The sequence below is a fragment of the Kordia jejudonensis genome (genome assembly GCF_001005315.1).
Lineage (GTDB): Bacteria > Bacteroidota > Bacteroidia > Flavobacteriales > Flavobacteriaceae > Kordia > Kordia jejudonensis.
Window position 1 is genome coordinate 26,518 of the sequence record NZ_LBMG01000003.1, and the last position, 16,997, is coordinate 43,514.

Sequence of the window (16,997 nt, forward strand, 5' to 3'; positions counted from 1 at the left end):
CTATGTTAGATTTAAAATCAATTTGGGAATTGCAAAAGCCTTCAAAAGATGAATTAATAATAAAGACTAGAATTGATATACTACCTCAATTCAATTGCTTTGCAGCTACAAATCATCTAACAGGGAATCATCTATATCTAATGGAGGTATCCTCACATACTATAATTCCTGAATTTAAAAATTCAAGTTTTAAAGGTGTTAGAATAGATATATTTGACCTTGATGACAGTAAAGAGTTAAATATATATTTAATTGATAATGAGCTTAAAGACATATTTAGCCTATTTGTTGAAAATATTATTGAGGAAATTACAAATGTACCAACAGAAAATGAAGCAATTACAATTACATCAAACGTCATTCAAAAATGGAAAAAGCTATTTGACAAACTAAATACCCAAGGGTTGACACTAGAGCAACAAAAAGGGCTTTTAGGTGAACTTTTATTTCTAAATGAGTTAATTGACAGTAATATTAACCCAGACTACCTTTTAAACTGCTGGACTGGTCCTGATTATGAAGATAAAGATTTTACTCTTGGAGCAACTTGTTTTGAAATCAAATTCACCACATCTAAACTGCCTAGAATTAAAATCACTAGTGAACGACAACTAGATACTTCTAATGTTGAAAATCTCTTTTTAAATAATTACGCATCTGAAACATTAAAGGAAAACGGTATTTCACTTAATTCTGCTGTAGATATTATTCGTGACAAAATATCTAATAACTCAGCTACTCTAAAGTACTTTAATGAAAAACTTGAATCAGCAGAATATTATGATGAAGATAGAGATAATTACAATGCTCAATATGGAGTAAAATCAAGGTCTTTATATCAAGTCAATGATTCTTTCCCAAAACTAACTACTGATAGCCTACCTCAAGGAATTTATAACACCTCTTATTACATTGAAAATTCCGCTATTGAAGAATATAGAGTTGATTTTGATACAATAATTAATGAAGTAAAGAATGAATAGAGCTTTAAGAAATTACATAGATGAAGTAAAGTCTGAAGTTGCAGCACTAGTATATTCAGATGGTGAGGGCTCTAGTTTCGAAGATAAATTTACTGAGTATTGTATTGAGGTTCTTGAGTCCATAGGTAAGACTGATGGCGCTAGAGTTTTATCCTTCATTCATCCTAATTCAAAAGGGGGAATTGATTGGAAAATTAACGGTTATTGCTTGAAAGACTCTTACAAAGATGATGGTAATAAGAGTTATTTTGAAACCTTAGAACTGTTCATTACTTATTATAATCCTGATGATTATGATTACAATATTCTTTCAACAGAATTTACTAAGACCTTAAATCAAATAAAGAGATTCCTAAACGGAGCTATTAAAAGGCATATAGACTATATAGATTCATCTAATGATGAATTAGTCGAGCTTCTAAAAATTATAGGAAAGCAAAACCATCTTTTTGATAGAGTTAATATCTACTTATTAATGAATGGTAATTCAAATCAGAAAGTAGATAAAATAAAAATAAAAGGAATAGATGAAAGCTTAAGCATAAATCTTCATGTTTGGGACATAAATAGATTTTTTAGAATTAATGAGACGAATAGTAATAGGGAGCCTATTGAAATTAATTTTGCTGATTTCTTAGATAACAATCAACAAGGAATTCAATGTTTAAAAGTCCCTACTATAGATGAATTATATGATTGTTACTTAGCTATTATTCCTGGTTATGTTTTAGCTAATTTGTATAAAGAGTTTTCTAATGAATTATTAGAAAGTAATGTAAGAGCTTTTCTTGGGCAAGCAGGTAGGTACAATAAAGGTATTAGAGATACTATTCGAGAAAAACCACAAATGTTCTTGCCATACAATAATGGTATAACTGCTACAGCTAATGAAGTCAAAACAAAAGTCATAAACAACCAGTTATTCGTTACAAAATTAAATGATTTTCAAATTGTAAATGGAGGACAAACTACAGCTTCTTTGTATCACACCCAAAAAAAATATAAAGATGCAGACTTAAGTAGTATTTCCGTTCAAATGAAGTTAACTGTTATTAAGGACATTGATAAGAAAAATATAGAAGTTCCTAATATTGCCAGATATGCTAATAGTCAAAATAAGGTTACAGAATTAGACTTATCATCTAACAACCCATATTTTGTAAAAATAGAAAGCTTATCTAGAAAGAAATATGTTGCTAATCCAGAGAATAAAAACCAATCTATTCTGTGGTATTTTGAAAGAGTAAAAGGACAATACAGAGAAGCTATTAATAAGCTTACTCCAAGTATGCAAAAGAAGTTTAAAGAACAAAATCCAACAAAACAGAAGTTTGTAAAATCTGACATTGCCAAGTACATGAATCTTTGGGAGCAAAAGCCTTATATGGTATCAAGAGGTTCTCAGAAAAACTTTATTGATTTTACCAAAAGCATTAATGAGTTAGTTGAAAAAAACAAAATGCCAGGTGAGAATTTCTATAAAAAATTTATTGCCAATGCAATCATTTTCAAGACTGTTGATAAGCTCTTTGGAAGAAAGAATGTTGATGCTATAGGTGACACTAACTTAAAATCTTTTTCTGTAGCATATACTGTAGCTTACTACCATTTCTTAACTAATAATAGAACTGACTTGTGGAAAATCTACAATGAGCAAAGGCTTAAAGATTCTTTTATAGAGATGTTTAGAGAGCTACTTGTATTTGTGTATAACCATTTAACTAAAAATGCAGTAAATACGCTTATATCAGAATATGCAAAAAAAGAATTGTCTTGGAAAAGATTACAAGAAGAAAAGTACAACCTTGACAAGAATGTTTTAGAGGAGTATTTAATTAGTCAAGAGGAGGCTAACATAAGAGCAAAGGAAAAAGAAGTTGATGAAAATGATACAGAAAACAACCTTTTTGTAATAAGTGAAATCAAGAAACATGGTATACAGTTTTGGGATGGTCTAAAAAAGTACGTAGACAAAAACTCTGTTGATGGGTTAGATTTTTATGAGCTATTTAATTTAGTGAAAAAGTTAAAAGAGAATAGAAACTTAAACTCTAAAGATTGCCATGTTGGTAAAAAAGGATTAGGATTCATAGTCAATAACCCTGATAAAGTCGATGAAATTAAAAAGCTTTCAGACCTAAAGGAAAAAGAAGTAGTTGAGATAAAACCAATTTACGACAGACTAAAATTACTATCATCAGAAGAATGGAAAAAAATCATTGATTTAGGTGAGCAAACTAAGGTTTTTGAATATAAAGAACTATCCAATATTAAATACACTAGTTCAAAACTTTTAAAGAGGGAATCTATAAAAGAAAAAGCACTACTGAAATGTTTTGAATCTCTAAATAAAGTGAAAAAATTTGGGATCAAATATTAAGCCCAACCTCTAATTAAAGAAGTTGAGCATTAATCAACTCAAAAACCAACGGTAGTTAGAATTACCATTGAGAGTTTGTGCTAGACCTTTTGAAAATTCATAAGCATTGACGTTCCTTTCTGAAAAAGTATCAATATAGCTGCTCTTATTGGCTGATGTGAATAGATTGTATACATTCCAAAGATTAATATTTCCATCTTCATTTTTACAAAACCTTTCATCTTGATAATAATCTTTAGCAATAGAACTAATCTGCCCATCATTTAAAAGCAATTGTGGAATCTGTAACTTTTCATTTTTTGGTAGATAGTTAAAAAGCTTTGCTCTTCCAATAAGTTGTGCGAACTGTGATTCAGTAATACTATATTCAGTTAGAGCTAACATTTCTTTTAAATGCTTTTCAGCATCATAATTGGTAATTAAGTCCTGTACTTTTACTGCTAACTCATTTACACTACCTACACGTATTTCTGACTGCATACCATCTGTGTTTATACATAGATTGCAACATACCATATTTTGAAACCCTATAAATACTTGGAACTTCTCAACAGACTTCTTGGAATACAAATTCTCTCTATTATATGCTCGCACTCCACCAACCATCAAAGACAGCTTGTTTCCATTGATAGTTTCTGTGATACTAGGTACACGAATTATAAATGCCATTCTTTCGTAGTATTGTGTCTTTTCATGATCTAATAAGTCTTTAGCTGACTTGTGTATTGCACTAGGTGTTCTACCTTTAATTTGATGGCTTATTCTTATTTCTGGTGCATCTATGCTATGATGTGAAAACACCTTACTAACACAATTATATGCTACCTCAACAAATTCTTGATGACTTATTGTGCGTTCATTATCCTTACTAAAGACTGGTATTATACAATCCTTTTGTAAATGAGAAAGACTAACATTTTTAGTATTAGCCTCTATAAATGGATTCTGTGAATACTCCGTTTTGACTAGTTGGATTGAGTTACTTTCAATTTGTGTCTTAGGAGTAATAGGAACTAATTCTAGGTTATGCATTGGTATGACTTGTCTGTCCATTTTGGCTAAAGTTTTGAGGATTTAATAATTGTTTTTTTGATTGAATAGTTTCTTTCTGAAGCTTAAAATCTTCATCTAAATCTTTCATTGTATAATACTGATTGTAAAGCTGTCTTAAAGCTTCTATATCATTACAGTTCTTTATTTTCTCTCTAACCTCATCTAAACTAGCACCAGAATTACACCATTCTAATATTTTCTTACCTGTAGAAGCATTAATTACAAATTCAGGTTTACCCATAAATAAGCCTGTACGATCTTTAGAACTAGTAGCAAAGTGTTTAATATCTACATCAAATACAAGGGTAAATTCATAATCCGTTCCATCTCTAGAAATAGATTTAAGACCAACTTTTTCAGGAATGTATTTTCCATCTTTTTGCTGTAAAACATAGTCTTGTTTAGTACGCATAGTGGCAATAATATGTGTTGGAGATTGAAGTATTTTGTTTAAAAATACTTTTTCAAGAGGTTTGATTTTTGCCCAATTTGTAAAGCTATTCCCTGCTAGTTTTGAATGGTAGTCTAATAGATATTCCCAACAGTGTGAAATACTATCTAAGATTACAACTTCCATATTAGCTTTTTCACATACTTCTATTGCTTCTACATATTTTTTTGGTGTAAATGGTGGTTGTAATGATAATACATTATAATTACCTAAATGTGCATACAAATCTGCACTACCATTCTCAGTATCTATAATAGCAACTTTAGATAAGTCTCCATTAGTTAGTCCTTTTGCTAGAAGCAAACTAGAATATGTTTTACCACTTCCAGAACTGCCTTGTAATGCCAGTTTGATTTTAGCTTTCTTACGTTCAGATTGTCTTAATTTCATAATTTATATTTTTAAAGGTTAATATGTATTTTAATTGTGTTTAGATTAAACTAAAAAAGCAGGCATAATGCCTGCTTTTTCATACTGCAACAATTGCAATTATTGCAAATTTTGTAATTCTTATATGGGTAGTTTTTTATATTTCCCATGCTTTACTTTCTCTAGTATTCTTTCAACTTGCCATCTTTTCAATATTTCTGCAAAAGTTCTTTCAGGTATTTCAAGTTTTCTTCCAATTTCAACACCTTCACTTCTCTTAAAATCATCTGGGAGTTCTTTGTAAAGTTGTCTATCTTGTAGAGTTAATCTCTTTACTTCTTTTTCATATTTATCAAAAACAAACAAGCTATGATTTACTAAATATTTTATCAAACCTAATGCTGAATTTAAATCAATATCATTAGTATAAATCTCAACTGAATTATCTTCAATATTTGAAGAATTTCTTAGTACTGTAAAAATCATTATTATTCTAAAAACTATCAATCCCAATCTTTTAGTAACTGATACAAAAGCATCTTTATCCCCTAAAAAAGTATTGGTTATAGCACTCATTTCATCATTGAAGACTTTCCATTGAACAGAAGTCATTTTAACTTCTATTAGGTCTAATTTTAGAAGTCTCTCATATAATTGCTTAACATCATTTCCAGCTTGTTCGAAAAGTTGTTTCTTATTAGATGCATTTACTTTAGGGGAAACATCTTTCCACCCCTCAACTTCATCAAAATAATAAAATAAAAACCTACTAAAAAGTCCACTTTCCTTAGAGGAAATCAAAGGTTTTATTTGATTTGGTGTACCAGATAACACCATTGATAATTTTGGCTTATCTACTTCATAAAATCTATCGTTTCTACTAATACTACAAGTTTCGTGTTGAAATGCTTTTCTCATTAAATCTGAAAAATCCCCCCAATCTTGTTTTAACATGTTAGACAATGAATCTGCTTCACTCTCAAATATCAATGCACTATCTTCTGAATACTTCAAATGCATATAAAACTTGGAACTACTAACATTAGCAGGTATAATCTTTATAGCTAGTTTTGGTTGACTAACTAAATCATTTCCAGAACTATCTTGAAATTCCTTTAACTTCCTTTTATACTCTGCATATTTAGCATCATGAATTGGTTTAATTAGTAATTTACTCCAATCCATTACTCCTTTCCCAGATGCTGGTGGTGCAATAATAAAAACGTACAAGTTTGGATTGTATTCCCTATCATCATATTGCCCATAAACATTAGGTAAACAAGCGCTTAAAACTCCTATTGAAGATAATAAGATAATATCTTTTTCCCTGTCTGAAAATTGATTAGATAATCCGCTTAATGGCTCTGGTAAGTTGGTATATACTTCATTTGGTATATAGTTTTTTGAACTTACAGTCTCTGCAATAACTGATGAACCCTCAAAAATTGCTTTTAAATTTGTTTTGTTTTTCATTTTTTAAATGAATTAATTATATCACAGGATTATCCTGTAACTTTTACAAATTTCTTAAGAATTATGGGATAAGCTTAAAACAAAATTGAAGAAAAAAAAGGTGTAATTTGTTTTAGTATTAAGTGTGAAAGTTTCTATCTCTAATAATATTATTTCTAATATGTTGGTAATCCACTAAAGATAAAAGTGTTTTTATATCTGCTGTTATATCAATAGATTCAGCTTTAGTTTTATATGGAACAGAAAATATATGAAGAAATACACCTACAACCCTAAAACATTGATTTTCTGAGGTTAAATTCTCTTTCAAAAAACTAAAAAAAATCTTTATGAAATCATCTTTAAAACGTTCAGCATTCTTTTTTAAATCAAATAGGTTTGTTCCATTCAGTATTTCTACTTTGCGAGTTTCAAAATTCTCTTTATTAATATTAAACCCTTTAAAAATAGCTTCATATACATCATCAATAACAAAGGGGTTTTGTAGTGATTCATTGCCAAGTTTATTTTTAAAGAGTATGCCGCTGTAGGGAGTTCTACTTTCACTGTGTAGATACTCTGAAAGAAAATTCAAAAGCTTTTCAAAATCTTTTTTGTAATTACTAAAGCCTATTCCTGCAAATCCTAATGATTCATTAAAATTATTTGAAAAGATTTCTTGTAATGCACAACCTAGTATTATGAAGTCTTCAACTTTATCCATCATGCATATATGAGTTACCAAAGATTCTAGAGTATCATTATTATACTTTGGTATTGAAAAACTTCTGTAGATATTTACAAAAGGTTTAGAAAACTTATTTAATTCTTCATTAAGTGACATCTCTTTTACATCAAATGTAATGAGTTCAATATCTTCTGATATTGATTCATAAGTCTGGTTTTGCCCTTTAAACTTTCTCCAATTGTAAATCATTAACTGCAAATAATGCATAATTTGCAAATTCTGCAAATTGAACCTAAAAAAAATAATTATTTTAGTTTCTTTTTCAATGCTATAATATGCTCACTTACTTTCTTCTGTACCACTTTAGCATAATGCTTTTGAGTGATATCTAATTTAGAATGCCCTAATAATTCAGAAACCACTTCCATTGGTACATCATTATATAGCAATACAGTAGTGGCAAATGTCTTTCTAGCAATATGATGAGTCAACCTTTTTTCAATACCTACTATTTCTGCAATTTCCTTTAAGTATGAATTAAACTTTTGATTAGATATTACTGGCAGTAATTTATTTGAAGATATATTATTTTGACTAGTCAAAATAGCTAGAGCTTTTGGTAATAAAGGAACAGATACTTTAGCATTTGTTTTCTTCCTATGTATTTGAATCCATTTATTACCATCAAATCCATCAATTACATGTTCAGAACTTAAAGCTGACATTTCTGCATAAGCTAGTCCTGTATAACAGCAAAATATAAACATATCTCTTACCTGTTCTAATCTAGTTTGAGCAAAAGAATATTCTTCTAGTTTAGCTAATTCATTACTATCTAAATAAATTATTTGGGTTTTAGGGTTTTTACATGTATACATAACAAAAGGATCTTTATCTAAATATCCTTCAGACAATCCAATTTTCACAATACGTTTAAATCTCTGAATTGCTTTATAAGTTGAGGATTGAGCCAGTTTCTTTTCAGTTTTAAGATAGAACTCGTATTCTTTAATAAAACTAATTTCAAGGTCTTTAAATTGAAAATCATTCTTCTTGTAATGAAATGAAATAAAGTCTTTTAAAAGAGTTTTAGCTTGCTTGTATTTCCACAATGTAGGCAATACATATTCCTTACCTATTAACTTTTCTACCTTATCATTGTGTGCTTGAAATACTTCTAAAATAGTCTTGTCTTTTTTTGTTGCTATACCTTTAAGTTGAAGATAAATATCTTCTGCATCAAACTGTTCATTGTTAACTTGTAGAAACAAAAAAGCCTGATTAATTTGTTGTTTAATCAGACTTAACTGTGTATTGAGATAATCATTGTTTTTATTGGGTGGACTAGCTTTTTGTAACTTACTTTTCCAATCTTTAGGATTAATAAAAAAACCTGTAGAAAACTGCTTTCTTTTACCTTTAAAAGTTAATCTACATTTAATAGGACACTTATTTTGCTTATTCTGTTTTGTCCTGTCAATTAAAAACAGAACACTTAATTTATTGTTATTCATAATGTTATGCTTTAAATTTTGGGGTACTTTTTTTGAGGAATGGTGTGCCGAATTGTATGCCTTTTTTTAATGAATTGTAGTGGATAAGTCTAGGAGAAGAAAAATACTAATAACTTGAATATGTGGTAAATAATAAGAGTCAGACTTATGTCTGACTCTTAAGTAGTGGTCCCACTTGGGCTCGAACCAAGGACCCTCTGATTATGAGTCAGATGCTCTAACCAGCTGAGCTATGGGACCAATGCGGGTGCAATATTACTATTTTTTTTAATTCCGAAAAAATATAAGTGCATTAAATTATCTCTTGACACAACTCTATGAGTGTTCCATTGGTGGATTTTGGGTGTAAAAAAACCACTAATTTATTGTCAGCGCCTTTTTTTGGTGTTTCGTTTAGCACGATAAACCCTTCGCCTTTAAGTCTTTCTACTTCTGCATGAATGTCAGTTACATCAAAAGCAATGTGATGTACGCCTTCGCCTTTTTTAGCAATAAATTTCGCTATAGGACTGTCGTCACGCGTAGCTTCTAATAGTTCTATTTTACTTTCGCCCAACTGGAAAAAAGAGGTTTTTACGCCTTCACTTTCCACAGCTTCCATTTTGTAGTGTTCCTTGTTGAACAGCTTAGCAAATAATTGGTTGGAGGCTTCAATATCTTTGACAGCAATTCCAATATGTTCTATTTTATTCACGTTTTTCCTTAATTTGGCGTAAAGTTATTGCAATTCAGTAGTAAAGTCAACGTTTTGTGGTGTTAATATTCTATTTTTGCAGCATTATGAGTGATATCGAAAGTAACAGACAGAAAAAAATAGCAGGTGTCTTACAAAAAGATTTGGTAGATATTTTGCAAGGAGCAGCACGTGGCGGCGGAATGACAAACGTAATTATTTCAGTAACGAAAGTAAACGTAACGGTTGATCTTTCCGTAGCAAAAGTATATTTGAGTATTTTTCCGCACGGTAAAGGAAAAGAATTATTAGAAGGCATACAATCAAACGCGCCTTTGATTAAGCACGAATTGGCACAACGTGTAAAGCATCAACTACGAAAGGTTCCTAGTTTGACCTTTTATGTAGACGATTCATTGGAATATATTGAAAATATTGAAAAATCCCTGAAAGGAGAAGAAAACCCAATTGAAGATCCTAATTTATTAGATAAACGAAAGAAAGCGTAATTGAAATTCCCTTTTTACATAGCCAAGCGGTATTTGTTTTCTAAAAGTTCACAAAACGCTATTAATATTATTAACATTGTCACAAGTGTGGTTGTGGTTATTGGTGCATTGGCTTTGTTCATTGTACTTTCAGGCTTTGCAGGATTGAAGACTTTTAGCTTGTCGTTTAGTAACGATTTTGATCCTGATATTAAGATTGAAGCAGCAACTGGAAAGTCCTTTCGCGTAAGCGATACACAATTAAAATCTTTAGAAAAAGTTCCTGGTATTGCCTCTTTTTCGAAAGTGGTAGAAGAACGTGTAGTACTGAGTTTGAATAATAAACATCATATTGCCAACATTAAAGGAATCGATGCTTCTTTTGTAAATGTGAATGCAATTGATAGTATTATGTATGTGGGAAATTGGATAAATCCGCAAGTATTTGACGAAGCTGTTATTGGTGTCGGAACCGCCAATCTTTTAGGCGTTGTGGCTCAAGATTACAGCAATTTGTTAGAAATTATTGTTCCAAAGCCTGGTACAAAAAGCATTACCAGTAGTTCTAAAAGTCCGTATGAGAAGATTAATGTAATTACTAAAGGTATTTATCGAATTAATGAAGATTTGGACAGTAAATATGTATTTACCAATATAGAATTGGCGCAAGAATTATTGGATTTAAACGCAAATGAAATTACACATATCGAATGCAAGTTGAAGCCAAATGCTGATGAAGTTTTGATAAAAGAGCGACTGACTTCTATTTTTGATAATGAGGTGTTAATTAAGACTAGAATTGAACTGAATAGCGCATTGTATAAGATGCTGAATACCGAAAATATTGCGATTTACTTAATTTTTACACTTGTATTGATTCTAGCCTTGTTTAATGTTGTCGGAGCAATTGTGATGATGATTTTAGACAAAAGAAGCAATATGAAAACCTTGTTTAGCATGGGAACAACTGTTCTAGAAATTAAACAAATTTTCTTCTTTCAAGGAATTATTATTACCGTTTTAGGAGGTTTGTTAGGAATTGCGCTTGGTGTAATTATAATCTTCTGCCAATTACAATTTAAGCTATTTTACATAACACCTAGTTTGCCATATCCTGTAGAATTGCGTTTTATGAACTGTGTGACAGTATTTTTGACGATTACTATTTTAGGTGTATTTGCTTCTTTTTTAGCAAGTCATAGAATCAATCGTAATTTTATTGTTAGATAGATCTGATGAAAGAGAACTAAGAATATAGATAATAGACAGTTTTTGAGTAGCTTGAATCTAGTTGTTAAAATTGATCTTTCAGTTACTATTTCAATCTTTGAATTCTTACATCATTCAATCTTCAATCTACACAAATTGATGATCGCCAAATTTCTCAAAAACCTCATCAAATACTTGAAAAACGCCTGCAGAATCGTCCGTAGTTACCATGCGTTGTCTGTATTCTTTAAAATGTGGAATTCCTTTGAAATAGTTGGTGTAATGTCTTCTGGTTTCAAAAACACCCAAACGTTCGCCTTTCCAATCAATAGACATTTGCAAATGACGTCGCGCAGCATCTACACGTTCTTCCATTGTTGGCTTTGCCATGTGTTCTCCTGTTTCAAAAAAGTATTTTACTTCTCTAAAAAACCAAGGATAGCCAATACTTGCTCTACCAATCATGGCGCCATCTAAGCCAAATTTGTCTCGCATTAACATGGCTTTTTCTGGAGAGTTTACATCGCCATTTCCAAATACAGGAATGTGCATGCGCGGATTGTTTTTTACTTCTGCAATTGGATGCCAATCTGCGTCACCTTTGTACATTTGTGCACGCGTACGCCCGTGAATCGCAATTGCTGCACAACCGACATCTTGCAAGCGTTCGGCAACTTCTACAATTTTTATGGTATCATGATCCCAACCCAAACGTGTTTTTACCGTAACGGGAAGTTTTGTGTGTTCAACCATGGCTTTCGTTAGTGAAACCATCAAGTCAATATCTTTTAAAATTCCTGCTCCAGCACCTTTACTAACTACTTTTTTTACAGGGCAACCAAAATTGATATCGATGATATCTGGACCTGATTTTTCAACAATTTCTACCGATTTTAACATGGAATCAAGGTTTGCACCAAATATTTGAATTCCAACAGGGCGTTCTTTTTCGTAAATATCAAGTTTCATGGTGCTTTTTGCCGCATCACGAATGAGTCCTTCAGAAGAAATAAATTCAGTATACACAACATCTGCGCCTTGTTCTTTGCATAACGCGCGGAATGGCGGATCACTTACATCTTCCATTGGCGCAAGCAACAACGGAAAGTCTGGTAACTCTATGTCTCCTATTTTAACCACAATAGATTGTTTTTTAAAAGATTCGGCAAAGATACATGAAAATTTACAACGTTTTAAAAAGACGCTTATTTTAAACGTTCTTGTTCAGAAGAAGATTTTGTACGCTGATTGGTACTAAGCTTGGTATTTCCAAAATTGTAACGGAATCCTACACGAACCGTTTGTGTATCATAATCTGAACTATAGGCACTATTTTGATTCGCAAAAACCGTAGTATTTGTAAATTTTTGTCCGTTAAAAATATCGTTGAAAGTTAAAGAAAGTGTTGCTTTTTTATTCCAAATTGTTTTGCGAAGCGCTAAGCTTACCAAGTTCCTATTTGAAACTTCAGATAATCCTTGAATATTAGCTGATATGTATAAAAATGAAAGGTTTGCCGTTAAGCTTTCATCTTTTAGAAATGTAAAATTATTATCAAGTGTTGTATAATTTGCCCATTTTTGCTGTGTTGTACGCACGTTATTTCCTAAAGTAAATCGATCTGAATTTCGAAACATTGAAGTCACAAAAGAAACATCCCAATTATCAAGTATAGCAAAGTACGTCACAAAATCAAGTCCATACTCTACACTATTTTCTATATTGGACGCAATATATTGCAATACATCATTATCGTTATCTTGAAGCGTTAATTCAAAAATTGCAGACTTATTGTATCTGTAATAAGCTTCAATAAAAAATTTATCATTGATCTCAACTCCTACCTTATAACTATTAACAATGGCAGGTTGCAATCTTGGATTTCCAACAACAAACGAAAAATCAGTAAAGTTGAATCGGAACGGATTCAAATTATCAAAACTTGGTCGTTGAATACGTCTACTAAAGTCTACATACGCATTTAATTTGTCGGATACTTTATGACTTAGATAAGCGCTTGGAAATAATTCGAAGTAGTTTTGTGTGTTTACCTGATTTGTACTGAGAGAAGTTCCTTTGAGTTCTGTTTGTTCTCCTCTAAAACCAACTTTTACACTCCATTTGTCCCAATTTTTAGCGTAGCTCACATATCCTGCATAGATAGATTCATTGTATTGAAACGTATCCGAATTGCTAACATCTAATACAGGAACTCCGTTTTGAATATTAAATTGCCATAAATTACTGTCCGTGTCAATGTTTGCAGCTTTTATACCTGCTTCAAAATTAGCAGATTCGCTTATAGGCAATTCATAATCGAGCTGTCCACTGACAATATTAGTTGCCTGACTCGCATCTGTGGTAAAAGCGGTTGAAAAATCTAAATTTGACACTACATCATAATCTGTAGCTACATGTTGGTCGCCACTTCTATCATAATCAGTATAATGCACATTTGCCGAAAGCTTTTCTCCTTCTTTTTCGAAATGATGTACATATTCTAGATTCAATCCTAAATTGTGTTTATCTTGATTGTAGTTGTTAATCGCCGCCAAAGAGAAGTCTTCATTCGCCATTGTTTGATCGTCCACCGTAGAATTCGTTAACGTTCTACGTTTCCAATACGGATTGTATAACAAACTTCCTGAGAAACTTAAGGTGTTTTTTTCATCAAATTCATAATCTATATTAAGATTAGCATTATGCCTTTTCTCAGTTGTATTTCTATTGATAGCTGAATTCCAAACTGATGTTGTTGTAGTATTATCTAAATAATTTATACGTTCATCATTATCTCTATTAATCTTTGTATGCGTATAACTATAATTTCCAAAAATGTTAAGTTTATCACGTTTGTAAAAATGATTCATTCCACCATTGTAACGTGGAAAAACTCCTTGTGTAAAATTCCCGTAAATACTTCCATTATAACCTAAAATTAGATTTTTAGACATTACAATATTCAAAATCGTTCCACCTTGCGCATCATAACGTGCTGGCGGATTGGTAATTACCTCAACCGATTTTACATTTTGTGCTGGCGTTCCTTCTAGTAATTGATATATTTCACTTGCAGATAAATGCACTTTTCGATCGTTAATATAAACCGTTGGCGTGCTATTTTTAACAGATAATGTGTTGTTAATAACAATCACTCCTGGCGTTCTGCGTAATACTTCCCACGTATTATCTTCAGTCAAAGCCGTACCTTCTACACTAAACACCAACCGATCAACTTCGCGTTTCAACTTTGGTTTTTTGGCAGTAATGGTAACACCGTCTAAAGATTCGTTATCATCTTTAAGTGGAATAATACCAACATCAAGTTTAGACGTAACGTTGATTTCTTTACTGTATGAAGCAAAGCCTACATAACTAACACTAAGCGTATATTTTCCTGAAGTTACATTCGAAATTACAAAAGCTCCTGAAGTATCTGTTGAGCTTCCTTTGACTACGTTGCCATCTTGCAATAATACTGCATTGGCAAAAGCAATTGCAGTTTCCGTTTCGGAAGCAATTACTTTACCTGATACTTGGTACTTTTCTTGACCAAACACAGTAAAAACTGTAAAAAACACAAATAAACTTGTGATTTTTAGATTCATGGCATTGGTTAGGTTAATTCAGGGCAAATATATTCATTTTTGTTTAACGTAGAAAAAAAGCTACATATTAAATTAAAAAATCTTTGTAAACACGCATAAAACATGTGTATTTACTCTGTAAAAAGCTATATTTGCAAATCATTAGCTATAGAATTAGATGAAGCACATTAGAAACTTTTGCATTATTGCACATATTGATCATGGAAAGAGCACGTTAGCTGACAGATTGTTAGATTTTACAGGCTCTGTTACGGAACGAGAAAAGCAAGATCAATTATTGGATAGTATGGATTTAGAACGCGAACGTGGAATCACGATTAAGTCGCATGCCATTCAAATGGAATATACGTTTGAAGGACAAGAATATGTTTTGAACTTAATTGATACTCCAGGACACGTTGATTTCTCTTATGAAGTTTCACGATCTATCGCTGCCTGCGAAGGTGCTTTACTTATTGTTGATGCTGCGCAAAGTATTCAGGCACAAACGATTTCAAATTTATACCTCGCTTTAGAGAACGATTTAGAAATTATTCCCGTATTAAACAAAGTAGATTTACCAAGCGCCAATCCTGAAGAAGTAACCGATGATATCGTTGATTTATTAGGTTGCGATCCTGAAGAGGTAATTCACGCAAGTGGAAAAACAGGTTTTGGTGTAGACAATATTTTAGAAGCCGTTATCAACCGTATTCCTGCTCCTAAAGGAAATTATGACGAGCCGTTACAAGCCTTAATTTTTGATTCTGTGTACAATCCGTTTCGTGGTGTTGAAACGTATTTTAGAGTCATGAATGGTTCTATTAAAAAAGGACAACGTATTAAGTTTGTTGCTACTGGAAACGAATATGGTGCAGACGAAGTTGGAACTTTGAAGCTGAATCAAGTTGTAAAGAAAGAGATCAAAACAGGCGATGTTGGATATCTAATTACAGGAATTAAAGACGCGCGCGAAGTAAAAGTTGGAGATACAATAACGGATGCTAAAACGCCCACAACAAACCCAATTGAAGGTTTTGAGGACGTAAAACCAATGGTTTTTGCCGGAATTTATCCTGTAGATACGGAAGATTATGAAGAACTTCGTAATTCGATGGAAAAACTACAGCTAAATGATGCTTCGTTGGTATTTACGCCAGAAAGTTCAGCCGCTTTAGGTTTTGGTTTCCGTTGTGGATTCTTAGGAATGTTGCACATGGAAATTATTCAGGAACGTTTGGAGCGTGAGTTTAATATGACGGTAATTACGACAGTTCCTAACGTGTCGTATCATGCATATACAAAGAAAAATCCTGATGAAATTATCATCGTAAATAACCCTTCTGATTTGCCTGATCCTTCAGGTTTAGATCGTGTAGAAGAACCGTATATTAAAGCAACTATCATTACAAAATCTGACTTTGTTGGAAATGTAATGTCGTTGTGTATTGAAAAACGTGGTTTAATTACAAATCAAACGTATTTAACAACAGAACGTGTTGAGTTGTCATTTGATATGCCTTTGGCAGAAATTGTATTTGATTTTTATGATCGATTGAAAACTGTTTCCAAAGGATATGCGTCGTTTGACTATTCACCAATTGGAATGCGCACATCGAAATTAGTGCGTGTTGATATTTTATTGAATGCACAATCGGTTGATGCACTTTCTGCGTTAATTCATGCTGACAATGCGTATAACATTGGTAAAAAGATGTGTGAAAAGCTAAAAGAATTGATTCCAAGACAACAGTTTGATATTCCTATTCAAGCAGCTATTGGAGCAAAAATTATTTCGCGTGAAACCATCAAAGCACTTCGTAAAGATGTAACTGCAAAATGTTACGGTGGAGATATTTCGCGTAAGCGTAAACTTTTAGAGAAGCAGAAGAAAGGTAAAAAACGTATGCGCCAAGTTGGGAATGTAGAAATACCACAACAAGCGTTTATGGCGGTTTTGAAACTAAATGATTAAAGTTAGTTGTGAGTATTGAGAGGAATTATGGTTAAAAAACTATGATTTTAAAAATACCTCTCGATACAATTTTTCTTCTTTTCTTTTCGAAATTTCACTCAAATTGACGTTTTGTTTGAACTTGTCATTCCGCACTTGATGCGGAATCTGTCTTTATTTTGTGGATTCCTGCCTG

Annotated in this window: 13 protein-coding genes and 1 tRNA gene; 5 read left to right on the forward strand and 9 right to left on the reverse strand. The window is 31.8% G+C overall.

What is annotated here, in order from left to right; genetic code table 11:
* The first annotated feature begins 2 nt into the window (after positions 1 to 2).
* Together AA089_RS01935 and AA089_RS01940 are read left to right on the forward strand one after the other, a co-directional pair.
* Complete coding sequence (locus tag AA089_RS01935; RefSeq protein WP_046755226.1) at positions 3 to 983, forward strand: PD-(D/E)XK motif protein; 981 nt, start codon at positions 3 to 5, stop codon at positions 981 to 983.
* On the forward strand, positions 976 to 3,363 hold the full coding sequence (locus AA089_RS01940) for an AIPR family protein (RefSeq protein WP_046755227.1): 2,388 nt from the start codon (positions 976 to 978) through the stop codon (positions 3,361 to 3,363). The genes AA089_RS01935 and AA089_RS01940 overlap by 8 nt, the downstream gene beginning before the upstream one ends.
* 33 nt (positions 3,364 to 3,396) lie before the next feature.
* On the opposite strand, the gene AA089_RS01945 is transcribed toward AA089_RS01940, so the two are convergent.
* The 7 genes from AA089_RS01945 to mce all read right to left on the reverse strand — a co-directional run bounded on the left by AA089_RS01945 (position 3,397) and on the right by mce (position 9,584).
* A complete protein-coding gene (locus tag AA089_RS01945; RefSeq protein WP_046755228.1) occupies positions 3,397 to 4,416 on the reverse strand; it encodes a DUF3871 family protein in 1,020 nt (339 codons plus the stop codon).
* Positions 4,388 to 5,257 carry an AAA family ATPase gene (locus AA089_RS01950; RefSeq protein WP_046755229.1) on the reverse strand — a complete coding sequence of 290 codons (870 nt, stop codon included), beginning with the start codon at positions 5,255 to 5,257 and terminating at the stop codon, positions 4,388 to 4,390. Before AA089_RS01950 ends, AA089_RS01945 begins: the two co-directional genes overlap by 29 nt.
* A 120-nt stretch (positions 5,258 to 5,377) precedes the next feature.
* Positions 5,378 to 6,709 (reverse strand): DUF3987 domain-containing protein, encoded by a 1,332-nt coding sequence (locus AA089_RS01955; protein ID WP_046755230.1) that lies wholly within the window; start codon positions 6,707 to 6,709, stop codon positions 5,378 to 5,380.
* Between the two features lie 118 nt (positions 6,710 to 6,827).
* Positions 6,828 to 7,643, reverse strand: coding sequence for a hypothetical protein (locus tag AA089_RS01960; protein WP_156168860.1), 816 nt, complete (start codon positions 7,641 to 7,643; stop codon positions 6,828 to 6,830).
* Between the two features lie 38 nt (positions 7,644 to 7,681).
* Positions 7,682 to 8,890, reverse strand: coding sequence for a site-specific integrase (locus AA089_RS01965; RefSeq protein ID WP_046755232.1), 1,209 nt, complete (start codon positions 8,888 to 8,890; stop codon positions 7,682 to 7,684).
* Positions 8,891 to 9,056: 166 nt separating this feature from the next.
* Positions 9,057 to 9,130 (reverse strand) — tRNA-Ile (locus AA089_RS01970).
* Between the two features lie 52 nt (positions 9,131 to 9,182).
* On the reverse strand, positions 9,183 to 9,584 hold the full coding sequence (gene mce / locus AA089_RS01975) for a methylmalonyl-CoA epimerase (protein ID WP_046755233.1): 402 nt from the start codon (positions 9,582 to 9,584) through the stop codon (positions 9,183 to 9,185).
* Positions 9,585 to 9,679: 95 nt separating this feature from the next.
* On the opposite strand from mce, the gene rbfA reads away from it, so the two are divergent.
* Positions 9,680 to 10,072: a 30S ribosome-binding factor RbfA gene (rbfA, locus tag AA089_RS01980; protein ID WP_046755376.1), complete on the forward strand. Its 393-nt coding sequence runs from the start codon at positions 9,680 to 9,682 to the stop codon at positions 10,070 to 10,072.
* Positions 10,073 to 11,281, forward strand: coding sequence for an ABC transporter permease (locus AA089_RS01985; RefSeq protein ID WP_046755234.1), 1,209 nt, complete (start codon positions 10,073 to 10,075; stop codon positions 11,279 to 11,281).
* Positions 11,282 to 11,407: 126 nt separating this feature from the next.
* Here AA089_RS01985 and dusB read toward each other — a convergent pair whose 3' ends face one another.
* A complete protein-coding gene (gene dusB, locus AA089_RS01990) occupies positions 11,408 to 12,400 on the reverse strand; it encodes a tRNA dihydrouridine synthase DusB (RefSeq protein ID WP_046755235.1) in 993 nt (330 codons plus the stop codon).
* A gap of 65 nt (positions 12,401 to 12,465) precedes the next feature.
* A complete protein-coding gene (locus AA089_RS01995) occupies positions 12,466 to 14,868 on the reverse strand; it encodes a TonB-dependent receptor domain-containing protein (protein WP_046755236.1) in 2,403 nt (800 codons plus the stop codon).
* Between the two features lie 157 nt (positions 14,869 to 15,025).
* Here AA089_RS01995 and lepA point away from each other — a divergent pair, with 157 nt between their 5' ends.
* The gene (gene lepA / locus AA089_RS02000; protein WP_046755237.1) at positions 15,026 to 16,822 is read left to right on the forward strand and encodes a translation elongation factor 4; all 1,797 of its coding nucleotides are present in this window, start codon (positions 15,026 to 15,028) and stop codon (positions 16,820 to 16,822) included.
* Positions 16,823 to 16,997 lie beyond the last annotated feature (175 nt).